Annotated in this window: 16 protein-coding genes and 1 pseudogene; 14 read left to right on the forward strand and 3 right to left on the reverse strand. The window is 60.8% G+C overall.

Going from position 1 to position 14504, the window contains the following annotated elements; translation table 11 throughout:
- Positions 1–44 precede the first annotated feature (44 nt).
- Together phaC and NMB39_RS26765 are read left to right on the forward strand one after the other, a co-directional pair.
- Positions 45–1727, forward strand: coding sequence for a class II poly(R)-hydroxyalkanoic acid synthase (gene phaC / locus NMB39_RS26760; protein ID WP_057023516.1), 1683 nt, complete (start codon positions 45–47; stop codon positions 1725–1727).
- 27 nt (positions 1728–1754) lie between these two features.
- Entirely contained in the window at positions 1755–2375 is a 621-nt protein-coding gene (locus NMB39_RS26765) for a TetR/AcrR family transcriptional regulator (RefSeq protein ID WP_057023517.1), read from the forward strand.
- A 74-nt stretch (positions 2376–2449) separates the two neighbouring features.
- On the opposite strand, the gene NMB39_RS26770 is transcribed toward NMB39_RS26765, so the two are convergent.
- The 3 genes from NMB39_RS26770 to NMB39_RS26780 form a co-directional block, all read right to left on the reverse strand.
- Entirely contained in the window at positions 2450–3373 is a 924-nt protein-coding gene (locus NMB39_RS26770) for a phasin family protein (RefSeq protein ID WP_494339849.1), read from the reverse strand.
- Between the two features lie 12 nt (positions 3374–3385).
- Positions 3386–3808 (reverse strand): phasin family protein, encoded by a 423-nt coding sequence (locus NMB39_RS26775; RefSeq protein ID WP_494339848.1) that lies wholly within the window; start codon positions 3806–3808, stop codon positions 3386–3388.
- Positions 3809–3912: 104 nt separating this feature from the next.
- The gene (locus NMB39_RS26780) at positions 3913–4188 is read right to left on the reverse strand and encodes a polyhydroxyalkanoic acid system family protein (RefSeq protein ID WP_057023520.1); all 276 of its coding nucleotides are present in this window, start codon (positions 4186–4188) and stop codon (positions 3913–3915) included.
- Positions 4189–4333: 145 nt separating this feature from the next.
- Here NMB39_RS26780 and ubiE point away from each other — a divergent pair, with 145 nt between their 5' ends.
- The 12 genes and pseudogenes from ubiE to NMB39_RS26840 all read left to right on the forward strand — a co-directional run bounded on the left by ubiE (position 4334) and on the right by NMB39_RS26840 (position 14503).
- Positions 4334–5104 (forward strand): bifunctional demethylmenaquinone methyltransferase/2-methoxy-6-polyprenyl-1,4-benzoquinol methylase UbiE, encoded by a 771-nt coding sequence (gene ubiE, locus NMB39_RS26785; RefSeq protein WP_003171186.1) that lies wholly within the window; start codon positions 4334–4336, stop codon positions 5102–5104.
- Positions 5104–5727: a ubiquinone biosynthesis accessory factor UbiJ gene (locus tag NMB39_RS26790; RefSeq protein ID WP_057023521.1), complete on the forward strand. Its 624-nt coding sequence runs from the start codon at positions 5104–5106 to the stop codon at positions 5725–5727. The genes ubiE and NMB39_RS26790 overlap by 1 nt, the downstream gene beginning before the upstream one ends.
- A complete protein-coding gene (gene ubiB / locus NMB39_RS26795) occupies positions 5724–7328 on the forward strand; it encodes a ubiquinone biosynthesis regulatory protein kinase UbiB (protein ID WP_057023522.1) in 1605 nt (534 codons plus the stop codon). Before NMB39_RS26790 ends, ubiB begins: the two co-directional genes overlap by 4 nt.
- Before the next feature lie 41 nt (positions 7329–7369).
- The gene (gene hisI, locus NMB39_RS26800; protein ID WP_057010637.1) at positions 7370–7762 is read left to right on the forward strand and encodes a phosphoribosyl-AMP cyclohydrolase; all 393 of its coding nucleotides are present in this window, start codon (positions 7370–7372) and stop codon (positions 7760–7762) included.
- Between the two features lie 2 nt (positions 7763–7764).
- Complete coding sequence (locus NMB39_RS26805) at positions 7765–8097, forward strand: phosphoribosyl-ATP diphosphatase (protein ID WP_003209299.1); 333 nt, start codon at positions 7765–7767, stop codon at positions 8095–8097.
- A 26-nt stretch (positions 8098–8123) separates the two neighbouring features.
- Positions 8124–8402, forward strand: a complete 279-nt coding sequence (locus NMB39_RS26810; protein WP_046070537.1) for a twin-arginine translocase TatA/TatE family subunit — start codon at positions 8124–8126, stop codon at positions 8400–8402.
- Positions 8403–8412: 10 nt separating this feature from the next.
- Positions 8413–8808, forward strand: coding sequence for a Sec-independent protein translocase protein TatB (gene tatB, locus NMB39_RS26815; protein ID WP_046070536.1), 396 nt, complete (start codon positions 8413–8415; stop codon positions 8806–8808).
- A complete protein-coding gene (tatC, locus tag NMB39_RS26820) occupies positions 8805–9596 on the forward strand; it encodes a twin-arginine translocase subunit TatC (protein WP_057023523.1) in 792 nt (263 codons plus the stop codon). The genes tatB and tatC overlap by 4 nt, the downstream gene beginning before the upstream one ends.
- Positions 9593–10300 (forward strand): 16S rRNA (uracil(1498)-N(3))-methyltransferase, encoded by a 708-nt coding sequence (locus NMB39_RS26825; RefSeq protein ID WP_057023524.1) that lies wholly within the window; start codon positions 9593–9595, stop codon positions 10298–10300. Before tatC ends, NMB39_RS26825 begins: the two co-directional genes overlap by 4 nt.
- 203 nt (positions 10301–10503) lie before the next feature.
- A pseudogene (locus NMB39_RS26830) lies at positions 10504–11514 on the forward strand (methyl-accepting chemotaxis protein); the annotation flags it as partial.
- 201 nt (positions 11515–11715) lie between these two features.
- Entirely contained in the window at positions 11716–12420 is a 705-nt protein-coding gene (locus NMB39_RS26835; RefSeq protein WP_494343373.1) for a methyl-accepting chemotaxis protein, read from the forward strand.
- Between the two features lie 175 nt (positions 12421–12595).
- Entirely contained in the window at positions 12596–14503 is a 1908-nt protein-coding gene (locus NMB39_RS26840; protein WP_306956882.1) for a methyl-accepting chemotaxis protein, read from the forward strand.
- The last annotated feature ends 1 nt before the right edge of the window (position 14504 follow it).

Consider the following 14504-nt stretch of genomic DNA (forward strand, 5'->3'; position numbering starts at 1 on the left):
GATTGGCGTGCCTGCTTGATGACTTGACCAAGGAGTGTTGAATCATGCGAGAAAGACCCGTGACGACCCCGGCGCCCATCCCTGCTGCGTTCATCAACGCGCAAAACGCGATCACCGGCCTCAGGGGGCGCGATCTGCTGTCGACCCTACGCAGCGTGGCTGCCCATGGTTTGCGTAACCCCGTACATACCGCCCGCCATGTCTTGGCGCTAGGCGGTCAATTGGGCCGCGTGCTGCTGGGCGAAACCGTGCAGGAACCCAACCCCAGGGACGCGCGTTTCATCGATCCCACCTGGACGCTCAACCCGCTGTACCGGCGCAGCTTACAGGCCTATCTGAGTTGGCAGAAACAGACACGGCACTGGATCGATGACAGCACCCTGAGCGCCGATGACCGTGCCCGCGCACATTTCGCCTTTTCCCTGCTCAACGATGCAGTCTCCCCCTCCAACACCCTGCTTAACCCGCTGGCGATCAAGGAGCTGCTCAACTCCGGTGGCAACAGCGTGGTGCGCGGCGTGAGCAACCTGTTCGAAGACCTGCTGCACAACAATGGCCTGCCGCGCCAAGTCAGCAAGCATGCCTTCGAAGTGGGCAAGACAGTGGCGACCACACCCGGCTCGGTGGTGTTTCGCAATGAGCTGCTGGAGTTGATCCAGTACAAGCCCATGAGCGAAAAGCAGTACGCCAAGCCGCTGCTGGTGGTGCCGCCGCAAATCAACAAGTACTACATCTTCGACCTGAGCCCGGCCAACAGTTTTGTGCAATATGCCCTGAAAAACGGGCTGCAGACGTTCATGGTCAGTTGGCGCAACCCGGATGTGCGTCATCGCGAATGGGGCCTGTCCACCTATGTAGCCGCGCTTGAAGAAGCGCTCAACGTCTGCCGGGCGATCAGCGGCGCACGCGAGGTCAACCTGATGGGCGCCTGCGCCGGTGGCCTGACCATCGCTGCCCTGCAAGGCCACCTGCAAGCCAAGCGCCAGTTGCGGCGCGTCTCCAGCGCCAGCTACCTGGTGAGCCTGCTGGACAGCCAGATAGACAGCCCCGCGACCTTGTTTGCCGACGAACAGACCCTGGAAGCCGCCAAGCGCCGTTCCTACCAGCAAGGCGTGCTGGACGGCCGCGACATGGCCAAGGTGTTTGCCTGGATGCGCCCCAACGACCTGATCTGGAGCTACTGGATCAACAATTACCTGTTGGGCAAGGAGCCGCCGGCCTTCGACATTCTGTACTGGAACAACGACAACACACGCCTGCCTGCCGCCTTGCACGGCGACCTGCTGGACTTCTTCAAGCACAACCCGCTGAGCCATCCCGGCGGGTTGGAAGTGTGTGGCACCCCCATCGACCTACGCAAAGTCACGGTGGACAGTTTCAGCGTGGCCGGGATCAACGACCACATCACGCCCTGGGACGCGGTGTATCGCTCAACCCAGTTGCTGGGCGGCGCGCGTCGCTTTGTGCTGTCCAATAGCGGGCATATCCAAAGCATCCTCAACCCGCCGGGCAACCCCAAGGCCAACTACGTCGAAAACCTCAAGCTGAGCAGCGACCCTCGCGCCTGGTACTACGACGCCCAGCACGTCGAAGGCAGTTGGTGGCCGCAGTGGCTGGCGTGGGTCCAGGAGCGCTCCGGCGTACAGCGCGAGACCCTCACCGCCCTGGGCAACCAGAATTACCCACCGATGGAAGCAGCCCCAGGCACTTACGTGCGGGTGCGCTGAGCTCAACGATCAGATTAAGAAGACCGGATGAAGACTCGCGACCGTATCCTTGAATGTGCCCTGCAGTTGTTCAATCACAAGGGCGAACCGAACGTGTCGACCATGGAGGTAGCCAATGAAATGGGGATCAGCCCCGGCAACCTCTACTACCACTTCCACGGCAAGGAGCCGCTGGTGCTCGGGCTGTTCGAGCGTTTTCAAGGCGAGTTGGCGCCCTTGCTCGACCCTCCTGCCGACGCGCAACTGGAGGCTGAGGATTACTGGCTGTTCCTGCACCTGATTGTCGAGCGCATGGCTCACTACCGGTTTCTGTTCCAGGACCTGTCGAACCTGGCCGGGCGCCTGCCGAAGCTGGCCAAGGGAATTCGCCACCTGCTCACGGCGCTTAAACGCACACTGGCCTCTTTGCTTGCGCGATTGAAAGCCTCAGGGCAGTTGGTCAGCGGCACTCAGGCGTTGGGGCAACTGGTGGAGCAGATCACCCTCACGCTGCTGTTTTCCCTGGACTATCAGCGCATTCTCGACCGTGAGGGCGAGGTGCAGGTGGTGGTCTATCAGATCATGATGCTGGTGGCGCCGCATCTGTTGCCGACGGCGCGGCAAGCGACCGAGCGGTTTGCACTCAAGTATCTGGATACCACGGAGTGAACGTGGGGTATTGATAAGCCCACCATAAAAAAACCCGACCTCTGCAGGTCGGGCATTTTTTTGTCCTGGAAAGATCAGGACTGACTGGATGTCGGCGGGGTTGCCGAAGCAGCAGTCGGGGTCGCAACAGCAGGAGTCGGGGCGGACACCGAGTTGGCTGTCGAAGCGGTTGATGCCGCAGCGGCAGGTTTTGGTGCTGCTGGTTTTTTTGCTGCCGCTGGCTTCTTGTTGGCGGCGGCCACGGGTTTTGCGGCCGGCTTAGCTGCTGCTGGTTTGGCGGCTGGCTTCGCAGCAGATGGCTTGGCAGCAGACTTAGCAACTGCAGCTTTCGCGACAGGCTTTGCAGCAGCCTTGGCAGCCGGTTTAGCCGCAGGTTTCGCGGCGGCTTTAGCGGCCACCGGCTTAGCGGCAGGCTTGGTGGCCGGTTTGGCGGCAGCTGTTTTAGCGGCTGGCTTGGCGGCGGCTTTGGCTGGAGCCTTGGCAGCAGGTTTGGCGGCAGCTTTAGCCAGAGGCTTGGCAGCCGTTTTAGCAGCGGGCTTCGCAGCAGCTGTTTTAACCGCAGGTTTTGCAGCAGGCTTGGCCGCCGCCGTCTTCGCTGGAGCCACTTTGGCGCCCGTCAGTTTTTCGATTTGCTTGGTCAGGGTATCGACCTTGCTGTGCAGCGTTTTCAACTCAGCCTTGCTCGGCACGCCCAGTCGCGAAATAGCACTGTTGAGGCGCTTGTCGAAAGTCTCTTCCAACTTGCCCCACGTATCCGAAATGCTCGACTTGGCGGAACCCGCATTGGCCTTGGCAGCGTCCACTTTTTTACCAACGGTGCTCTTGGTCAGCTTCTCGGCCTTTTCGCCGTCTTTAACCAAGGTCTCGAAGAGTTTGCTGCCGTCACTGTCGATCTTCGAGTACACGCCTAAACCAGCGAGCCAGATTTTGCGGGAATATTCTTCAACTTTCCCGACCCACGAGCTGCCTTCTTTCTGAGTAGTCTTTTTAACAGCCATCCCGATGTCTCCTTAGTGTTTACGCGCGACACGTTCGAGCAATGCCGTCAGCTCTTCGAGCTTAGCAGAGAGTGTCTCCACGTCATGTTTAGACGCAATGCCGATCCGATTCAAGGCACTGCCGACACGAGTATCAAAAGCTTTTTCAACTTTATCCAGTTGAACTTCAACCAGGCCTTTGACGCTGGAGACGTTACTCCTTACTTGGTCAATCTGACTGTTGGCAGCATCAAGTTGTTCAACTACAACTTTTTTACCTTTACTTTCAACACGTTGACCACTCTTAACCAGCTCCTTGAAGTACTCGCCGCCCTCGCTGCCAACCTTGGCATAGGCACCAAGACCTGCCAGCCAAATCTTGCGGGCATAGCTTTTAACCTCACTCAGGGTAGTGGTCTGAACGTCGATTTTTTTCTGCAAAATAACTTTAGCCATGGTGCACCTCACACAAAATAGGGGGGAGGACCGCCCGCAGGAGTTGAGGGCTTGGGCACAAAGTAGGGTTTAAAATTAGAATCGGCACCCTAAGAACATCAGGCTCAGGCCAGGGCTTTATCCAGGGCTTTCTCGATTTCGGACTTGATCGTACCGCTCATGGTCGACATCAACAGGCCCAGTTCCACATCGATACGCAGTGAATCATCGGCCACTGCCACCGTGCCTTTGACCCCGGAGCGCGTGAGCTTGAGGGTATCGCCAGACCACGAGGACTCCACGCCATATTTATCCTCGAGTTTGCGCGCCAATTGCTCGGCCTTTGCCCGCGCCTGTTCTTTTCCCAGGGAATGTTCACGTTCAACGGTAATACGGGCCATTGCAATGACTCCTCTTTATAACGACTCAGAACACCCGCCATGCGGCAAAAGGTCTCGGTGAGCGCCTATCTTACCTGCAGCCTTGCCAAGACAAAGCAGGCCTTGGGGATTATCATGTCCCGCATTCTCTTTTGGTGACAGCGATATGACTGATCAGCGCAAAGGCAGCGATGCCGAACCCACCACTCACTTCGGCTTCAAGAACGTCCCGGAAAGCCAGAAAGCGGAAAAGGTCGCTGAGGTGTTCCACTCCGTGGCGGCCAAGTACGACCTGATGAACGACGTGCTCTCCGGCGGCATGCACCGCCTGTGGAAGCGCTTCACCATCGAGCTGTCGGGCGTACGCACCGGCAACCGCGTGCTGGACATCGCCGGTGGCACGGGTGACCTGGCGGCCAAGTTCTCCAAGCTGGTCGGCCCGACCGGCCAGGTGGTGTTGGCCGATATCAACGGTTCGATGCTCAAGGTTGGCCGCGATCGCCTGCTGGACAAAGGCGTGGCCGGCAATATCGAGTTCGTCCAGGCCGATGCCGAGAAGCTGCCGTTCCCCGACAACCATTTCGACTGCGTGACCATCGCCTTCGGCCTGCGCAACGTCACCCACAAGGAAGACGCGATCCGCTCGATGCTGCGCGTCCTCAAGCCGGGTGGCCGCCTGTTGGTGCTGGAGTTCTCCAAGCCGACCAACGCGCTGATGTCCAAGGTCTACGACACCTACTCGTTCGCCTTCATGCCGCTGATGGGCAAGTTGATCACCAACGACGCCGAGAGCTACCGCTACCTGGCCGAGTCGATCCGCATGCACCCAGACCAGGAGACCCTGAAGTCGATGATGGTGGAAGCCGGTTTCGACCGCGTGACCTACCACAACATGACCTCGGGCATCGTCGCCCTGCACCGCGGCATCAAGCCCTGATGTTGCTTCAAGGCCTTCTCGCCAGCGTTGAACACGGCCTTAACCGTGTGCTGCGCCTGGACAGCACCGCCCTGGCGCGGCTCGCGCATTTGAACGGCAAAGTCATTGCCGTCGACTGCCGCAGCCCCGCCGTGCAGCTGTTTATCCTGCCCAGCGATGAAGGACTGCTGCTCGCCACCCAATGGGCCGCCGAAGCTGACTGCACCTTGCGTGCACCGGCCTCCAGCCTGTTGCACCTGGCTTTGAGCCGCAACAAGACCGCCATCCTCCACAGCCCCGAGGTGGAGCTGGAAGGCGACAGTGCGGTGCTGATGGACCTGGCCGCTGTGCTGCAGGACCTGGAGCTGGACTGGCAATACGAACTGTCGCGCTGGATCGGCCCCGTGGCCACCCAGCTGATCAGCGGACACCTGCGCAGCCGCACGCGTTGGTACCAGCAGGGGTTCGCCAGCCTCAACCAGAACCTCGCCGAATACCTGAGCGAAGAATCGCGCACCCTGGTCGGGCAACGGGAAGCGCAAGCGCGCTTTCGTGAGCTCGACAAGGCCAAAATCGACCTGGAACGCCTCGAGGCCCGCTTCGAACGCCTGAGCCGTTCCCTTGATCCAAGCGATAACGCATGAAGCTGCTCGCCGTCCGCCGTTTGTTTCGTATCCAGCGCGTCGTTATCCGCTACCGCCTCGATGACCTGCTGTTTGCCCTGCCCCTGCCGTGGTTCTTGCTGGCGGTGCGTTACGTGCTGCCGTGGCGCTGGTTGCCGCGCAAGCAGCTGGAGCTGAGCCGTGGTGCGCGCCTGCGCCTGGCGCTGCAGGACCTGGGGCCGATCTTTATCAAGTTCGGGCAGATCCTCTCGACCCGCCGCGACCTGCTGCCCGAAGACATCGCCGACGAGCTGATGCTGCTGCAGGACCGCGTGCCGCCGTTCGATTCGCAGCAGTCCATGGCGCTGATCGAAGCACAGCTGGGCAAGAAGATCAGCGAAGTGTTCAGCCGCTTCGACGTCGAGCCCCTGGCCTCGGCTTCGGTCGCACAAGTGCACGCCGCGCAGCTCAAAACCGGCGAAGAAGTGGTGGTGAAGGTGATTCGCCCGGGCCTCAAGCCGATCATCGGCCAGGACCTGGCGTGGCTGTTTATCCTCGCCCGCGCCGCCGAACGCTTCTCCGCCGACGCACGCCTGCTGCACCCGGTAGATGTGGTCGTCGACTACGAAAAAACCATCTACGACGAACTCGACCTTTTGCGCGAAGCGGCCAACGCCAGCCAATTGCGACGCAACTTCGAAGGCTCGCAACTGCTGTACGTGCCGCAAGTGTATTGGGACTGGTGCCGGCCGAAAGTGCTGGTGATGGAGCGCATCTACGGCGTGCAGGTTACCGACCTCGCTACCCTTGCCGACCAGCGCACCGACATGAAGATGCTTGCCGAGCGCGGTGTGGAGATCTTCTTCACCCAGGTATTCCGCGACAGCTTCTTTCACGCCGACATGCACCCGGGCAACATCTTCGTCAGCACCGTCAACCCGTGGAGCCCGCAGTACATCGCCATCGACTGCGGCATCGTCGGAAGCCTGACCCCGGAAGACCAGGACTACCTGGCACGCAATCTGTTTGCCTTCTTCAAGCGCGACTATCGCCGCGTGGCGCAGTTGCACATTGATTCGGGCTGGGTGCCGGCGGAAACCAAGCTCAACGAATTCGAGGCAGCGATCCGTACGGTGTGCGAACCGATCTTTGAAAAACCGTTAAAGGATATTTCCTTTGGCCAGGTGCTGATGCGCCTGTTCCAGACCGCGCGGCGCTTCAATATGGAAGTGCAGCCGCAGCTGGTGCTGTTGCAGAAGACCTTGCTGAACATCGAGGGCCTGGGCCGCCAGCTGTACCCGGACCTCGACCTGTGGAACACCGCGCAGCCGTTCCTTGAACGCTGGATGCGCGAGCGGATGAGCCCGAAGACCATGCTGGGCAACCTGCACAGCCAGTTCGAACAGCTACCGCACCTGGCCAACATGACCCGCGACCTGCTCGAGCGCATGTCCCAGCCCCATGCCAAAGACCCCGAGCCGCCGTGGCGCAAACGCAAAGACGACTGGTTCCTGCGCCTGCTGGGCGCCGCGCACCTGATAGGCGGCGCGATGCTGGCGGTTGGCGGTCCATTGAACCAACTGGGCCACTGGCCGGCCGGTATCATGGTAGCCGTGGGCGTTTATCTGATCGTGCGTCGATAGCCAATCCGGTTATACACTGTCGCAAATTGCCGGAGCCGAAGATGAAAGACTGGCTGGACGAGATCAAGTGGGACAGTGACGGCCTGGTGCCGGCCATTGCCCAGGACTACAAGACCGGGCGCGTGCTGATGATGGCCTGGATGAACCGCGAGGCCCTGAGCCTCACTGCCACTGAGCAGCGCGCCATCTATTGGTCACGTTCGCGTGGCAAACTGTGGCGCAAGGGCGAAGAGTCCGGGCACGTGCAGGTCCTGCATGAGATGCGCCTGGACTGCGACGCCGACGTGGTGATCCTGATGGTCGACCAGATCGGTGGTATCGCTTGCCATACCGGGCGCCACAGCTGCTTTTATCGCGTGTTCGAGAACGGCGAATGGAAAGTCGTGGAACCGGTGCTCAAAGACCCGCACGCCATTTATCCCGCAGGACATTGAACATGAGCGATACCCTGAACCGTGTGGCCCAGGTGCTGGAAGACCGCAAAGGCGCGGATGCCGACAGTTCCTATGTCGCCAGCCTGTACCACAAGGGTCTGAACAAGATTCTGGAAAAACTCGGCGAGGAATCCGTCGAGACCATCATTGCGGCCAAGGACGCGCAAATCAGCGGTGATTGCAGCGATGTAATCTATGAGACCGCCGACTTGTGGTTCCATAGCCTGGTCATGCTCGCCCAACTGGGGCAGCATCCACAGGCCGTGCTGGATGAACTGGACCGTCGCTTCGGCCTGTCCGGGCACGCCGAGAAGGCCTCGCGCCCGTCCGCCTGAATAACTAAGACTTGAGGATTTGCAGCATGGGCATTTTTGACTGGAAACACTGGATCGTCATTCTGGTGGTGGTTGTTCTGGTGTTCGGCACCAAGAAACTGAAAAACCTCGGCACCGACGTCGGTGAGTCGATCAAGGGCTTTCGTAAAGCCATGAACGACGACGAAAAACCAGCCGAGCCAACGGTAAACCCGGTGCCCCCGGCCCAGCCTGTACACCCGCAGGCCACCCAGCCGATCACCGAACGTCGCACCTTCGACGTGCAGGCTGAAAAAGTCCAAGAGACGACCCGCAAAGACTCGTGAGCACTGACTAATGTTTGGTATCAGCTTCTCTGAACTGCTGCTCGTCGGCCTGGTGGCCCTGCTGGTACTGGGGCCGGAACGCCTGCCCGGCGCCGCACGCACCGCCGGCCTGTGGATCGGGCGTCTGAAACGCAGTTTCAACGCGATCAAACAGGAGGTTGAACGGGAAATCGGTGCCGACGAGATCCGCCGGCAATTGCACAACGAACATATCCTGTCGTTGGAGCAGGAGGCACGCAAGATTCTCTCCCCGGTGCAAGAACCGGCCAAGCCGGCTACACCACCGGTGGCCGATCACAGTATCGCGCCCGCCCCCGCTGCCGAGCCCGCTCCGACAGAGCCCGCGCCGACGCCCGTTGCGTCGCCCGCGCCCCATGACCCTACATTGCCGCCGCGAGCCCCATGAGCGCTGATAAACCGGAAAACGACCAGCACATGCCGCTGGTCTCGCACCTCTCCGAGCTGCGTACCCGCCTGCTGCGTTGCGTAGCGGCAATCTTCATCATTTTTGCCGGGTTGTTCGCCTTTACCCAGCAGATCTACACCTTCGTTTCCACGCCGTTGCGCCAGTACCTGCCCGTCGGCGCGACAATGATCGCCACCGATGTGTCGTCGCCGTTCCTGACGCCGTTGAAGTTGACCATGATGGTCTCGCTGTTCCTGGCGATCCCGGTGATCCTGCATCAGATCTGGGGATTTATCGCCCCGGGCCTGTACAAGCATGAAAAGCGCATCGCCGTGCCATTGCTGGTGTCGAGCATCCTGCTGTTCTACACCGGCATGGCCTTCGCGTACTTCCTGGTGTTTCCGCTGATCTTCAAGTTCTTCGCCGCTGCCACCCCGGCCGGTGTGGAGATGATGACCGACATCACCAGCTACCTCGACTTCGTGATGACACTGTTCTTCGCCTTCGGCGTCGCTTTCGAAATCCCCGTGGCCGTGGTGTTGCTGGTATGGATCGGCGTAGTCGACGTCAAGTACCTGAAGAAGATCCGCCCGTACGTGATCATCGGCTGCTTCGTGGTCGGCATGATCCTCACGCCGCCGGATATCTTCTCCCAGACCTTGTTGGCCGTACCGATGTGGATGCTGTTCGAAGTGGGCATCCTGTTCAGCGGCTTGATCAGCAAGCGTGGCGAACACCCGGATAATCAGGCTGCCGACGACGACCAGCCGCCAGCGACCCAGCCGTGAACCTGCTGCTGCTTCTCGATGCCGACTTTATCGCGGCGGACCGGGTGGTGCTGCGTGATCGGCGTCTGGTGCATATGCAGGAAGTCCACCGCGCCGTTGTGGGTGACTACCTGCGTGTGGGCCACATTGGTGGACTGATGGGCAATGCCCAACTGCTGCGCCTGGACGTCGGTGAAGCCGAGCTGCAAGTCAGCTTCGATCAATCGCCGCCGTCCAAACTGCCCCTGACCCTGCTGCTGGCCCTGCCCCGCCCGAAAATGCTGCGCCGAGTGCTGCAAACGGTGGCGGCCATGGGCGTGCCGAAGGTAGTGCTGGTCAACAGCTATCGGGTGGAAAAAAGCTTCTGGCAGACCCCCTTCCTAGAGCCTGAGGCGGTGCGCGAGCAACTCATCCTCGGCTTGGAACAGGCGCGGGACACGGTACTGCCCGAGATCATTATCGAGAAGCGCTTCAAGCCGTTTGTCGAAGATCGCCTGCCGGCCATGGTTGAAGGCACCCTGGGCCTGATCGGCCATCCCGGTGATTACCCTGCGTGTCCCCGTGGGCTGGATGAGCCTGTCACCCTGGCGATCGGTCCGGAAGGTGGTTGGATCCCCTATGAGGTGGAGCTGTTGGCTAAAGCCGGTTTGCAACCGGTGCAGCTAGGTGCACGCATCCTGCGGGTTGAAACCGCTGTCACCGCACTGCTCGCCCGACTGTTCTGACATCACATCCAAAAACACCACAGCCTAAATGTGGGAGGGGGCTTGCCCCCGATAGCGGTGTATCAATCACTGAATGTGGTGACTGACACTCTGCCATCGGGGGCAAGCTCCCTCCCACATTGGATCTCTGGCGCTACAGAATCCTATGCCCATGCCGATAGCCTCTGGATAAGTCCAAGCCTTGTTCCAGGGGAGTTCGCAGCATGTATCGTTGGTTAGCCGAGAAACTGGGGAATGTCAGCGTCAACCGCAAGCTGAGCGTCGGCTTTGGCCTGGTGTTGATCCTGACGCTGTTGATCACCTTTACCGGCTGGACCGGCCTGGGTGACGTGATCAGTCGCGGCGACAAGCTGGGCTTCATCTCCAGCCTCAACGGCCTGACCAAAGACCTGCGCCTGGCGCGCCTGGACTTCGAAATGCGCCGCGGCGAACAAGGCACCGACGCGGTCAACGGCCTGCTCGCCCAATTGGACAGCGGCTTGAAAACCGCCGCCGAGCTGATTGAGCAACCCGACGATAAAGCCTTGGTCGAACAACAGCTGGAAGCCTTGAACCAGTATAAAAAAGCTTTCACCGCCATGGTCCAGGCGGGCCTCAAGCGTGAGGGCGCGCGCAGCAAGCTCGGCGATACCGCCGACAACGCCGTGGCCAAGATCAACGAAGTTGAAAAAGCCCTGCTGCAAGGCGACAGCGTCATCCAATTCAATAGCGTCGTCGACCTGAGCAAGCTGATCCAGCAAGCGCGCTTCCAGGTACGCGGCTACACCTACAGCGGCAAGGTCGAAGCCGAGCAGCCGGCCCTGGACGCCATCGACAATGCCCTGAAGAAAGTCACTGAACTCGAAGGACAGGTGCCGGCGCAGTACCAGGCCAACCTGCAAGAAGCAGGTGTTTCACTGCAAGCCTACCGCGCTGCAGTCAGCCAGTATCGTGACGCCCAGGTGGCCAGTGCGGCGGCGTTGAAAATCATGACCGCCCAAGGCGATATCCTGCTGGGCCACAGCGACAAACTCACCACATCGCAAACCGCCGTGCGAGATCACGATGCCGCCCAGGCCAAATATTGGCTATTGCTCGCCACCGTGCTGGCGCTGATCTTCGGCGTGCTCGCTGCCTGGGCCATTACTCGCCAGATCGTCATTCCCCTGAACCAGACCCTCAAAGTCGCCGAGCGCGTGGCCTCCGGCGATCTGAGCCACAATCTGGATTCCGCCCGTCAGGACGAACTGGGCCAGTTGCAACGCGCCATGCAGAGCATGACCGTGGGCCTGCGCGAGTTGATCGGCGGTATCAGCGAGGGTGTCACCCAGATCGCCAGCGCGGCCGAACAGTTGTCCGCGGTGACCGAGCAGACCAGCGCCGGGGTCAATAGCCAGAAAGTCGAGACCGACCAGGTGGCTACCGCCATGAACGAAATGGCCGCCACTGTGCAGGAAGTGGCGCGCAATGCCGAGGAGGCGTCCGAAGCCGCCGTGGCCGCCGACCAGCAGGCCCGTGAAGGCGACCAGGTGGTCGGTGAAGCCATCGCCCAGATCGAACGCCTGGCGACCGAGGTCGGCAACTCAACGGTCGCCATGGGCGACCTGAAGCGCGAAAGCGACAAGATCGGCAGCGTGCTCGACGTGATCAAGTCCGTGGCCCAGCAAACCAACCTGCTGGCCCTCAACGCAGCCATTGAAGCGGCGCGTGCCGGTGAGGCCGGACGCGGCTTTGCCGTGGTGGCCGATGAGGTGCGCAGCCTGGCCCAGCGCACGCAGAAGTCCACTGAGGAGATCGAAGAGTTGATCGTCGGCCTGCAAAGCGGCACACAGCAGGTAGCGGCCATCATGGACAACAGCCGTGGGCTGACCGAAAGCAGCGTTGAGCTGACGCGCCGGGCCGGGAATGCGTTGGGCAATATCACCCGCACCGTCTCAACCATCCAGGCGATGAACTCACAGATTGCCACCGCCGCCGAGCAACAAAGTGCGGTAGCCGAAGAGATCAACCGCAGCGTGCTGAATGTGCGCGATATCTCCGAGCAAACGGCGGCAGCCAGCGAAGAGACCGCCGCCTCGAGTACCGAACTGGCGCGCCTGGGCACTCATCTGCAAGCCTTGGTCGGCCGCTTCCGGGTCTGACCTGATCCCACCCTGGTGGCGGCCCGTCCTGGGCCGCCTGCAACTTATGAAATTTCCTACACGTCTTTCAGGTCAATTCTTACGCGCCCTATGCCGAAAAGATTTAGCGTTCTCACTCCTCCTGACCTGCGTCAGCCGGGGTGCGAAGCGCTCTCTTTTCTGATGGAGGTGCATCATGTTTCGACCACTGACCCGCGTATTAGGCAACACCAGCGTCACCCTCAAACTCATCCTTGGCTTCGGCCTGGTACTGGCGCTGTGCATGGCTGTCGCCCTGACGGGATGGCAGGCCCTGAACGCCTCGCTGTTTCGCGCTCAAACCTTGACCACCCTTTCGCGCCTCGCCGTGACCGGCGAAGAATTGCGCGCCGACCGGATTGTGTACCGCGTCGTGAATGACCCGGCGAGCTTTGACAAGCTCGGCCGGCACATGGAGAAAATCGACGGTTATCTGGTCGAGTTGGCCGACCGCCTGAAAATCCCCATGCACCTGCAACAAGTCCAAGACTCCAGTCGTCTCGGCGCACGCTTCAAGACGGCACTGGCAGGTCTGCCCAATCTGATGGAACAACGCGAGCAAGCGCAGAAACGGCTCGCCAGCAGCTCCGTGACCGCCAGTGACACCCTTGGACAACTGTCCAGCGACTTGCCCGACCAGAATGACGAGAAAGCCCTGGACAGCGTGGAGAACCTGCGCCAAGCCATGGAGGCAGCCGAAGACCGCGCCAAGTCCCCCGCCTGGGCCGCTGACACACTGCAGCTCTACACTCAAGCGGTGGACGCTGCGCTCAAAACCCTCGACAGCGCCCAGTCTGCCGTGACGGCGTTGCCGGTCGACAGCACCGCGCTGAACAGCGCCCTGCTCGATTACCGCGCCCAGCTCGATCACCTGAAAGACACGCAGCTCACCGTTGAAAACACGCAGAATCAACTGGAGCAATGGCTGGACCAACTGCTGTCACAAAGTGACCGGCTGAGCGAGGAACAGACTCTGCAACGCGATAAGGAGGCCGACCTGGCGCGCCTGCTAATGCTCTACGTAACCGGCGCAGCGTTACTGCTCGGCGCCCTTGCTGCCTGGTTGATCGCAGGCCAGATCGTCAGGCCGCTGCGCCAGGCACTGCAAACTGCCAACCGCATCGCCGAGGGTGACCTGAGCCATGACATCACCACATCGCGACGCGACGAACTGGGCCAATTGCAGCGCAGCATCGGCCAGATGACCCTGAACCTGCGCACCCTGATCGGTGGCATAAACGACAGCGCCCGCCAGATCGCCAGTGCCGCCGAGCAATTGTCGACAGTCACTGAGCAAACTCGCGCCGGGGTCAATGGCCAGAAACTGGAGACCGAACAGGTCGCCACCGCCATGAACGAAATGCTCGCCACCTCCCAAGAGGTCGCACGCCATGCCGAACAAGCCTCGATTGCCGCCACCGAGGCTGATCAACAAGCGGGCGTGGGCGACCAGGTGGTGGCCGAGGCGATTACCCATATCGAGCACCTGGCCGAGCAAATGAACCGCTCAAGCGAGGCGATGCAAGGCCTGCAACAGGAAAGCCAGAAGATCGGCAGCGTGCTGGAGGTGATCAAGTCGGTGTCCGAGCAGACCAACCTGTTGGCCCTCAACGCCGCTATCGAAGCGGCACGCGCGGGTGAGGCAGGTCGCGGTTTCGCCGTGGTCGCCGACGAGGTACGCACCCTGGCCCAGCGTACCCAACAATCAGCCGAGGAAATCGAAGGATTGATCGAGGGGCTGCAGCGGGGCACACAACACACTGCCGACATCATGGACAACAGCCTCAGCCTGACCGACAACAGCGTGGAACTGACGCGTCGCGCAGGTCAGGCGCTGGCCAGCATCACCCGCACTGTCTCGGTGATCCAGGAAATGAACCCGCAGATTGCCGCGGCGGCCGAGGAGCAAAGCGCAGTAGCCGAGGAGATCAATCGCAGCGTACTGAAGGTCAAGGAAGCGTCGGAGCAAACCTCGACGGCCAGTGAGCAGACGGCGGCGGCCAGTATTGAACTGGCACGCCTGGGCTCCGAGCTGGCGCGTTCGGTAGGCCGCTTCAAGGTCTGAG

Source organism: Pseudomonas sp. FBCC-B545 (assembly GCF_059134095.1).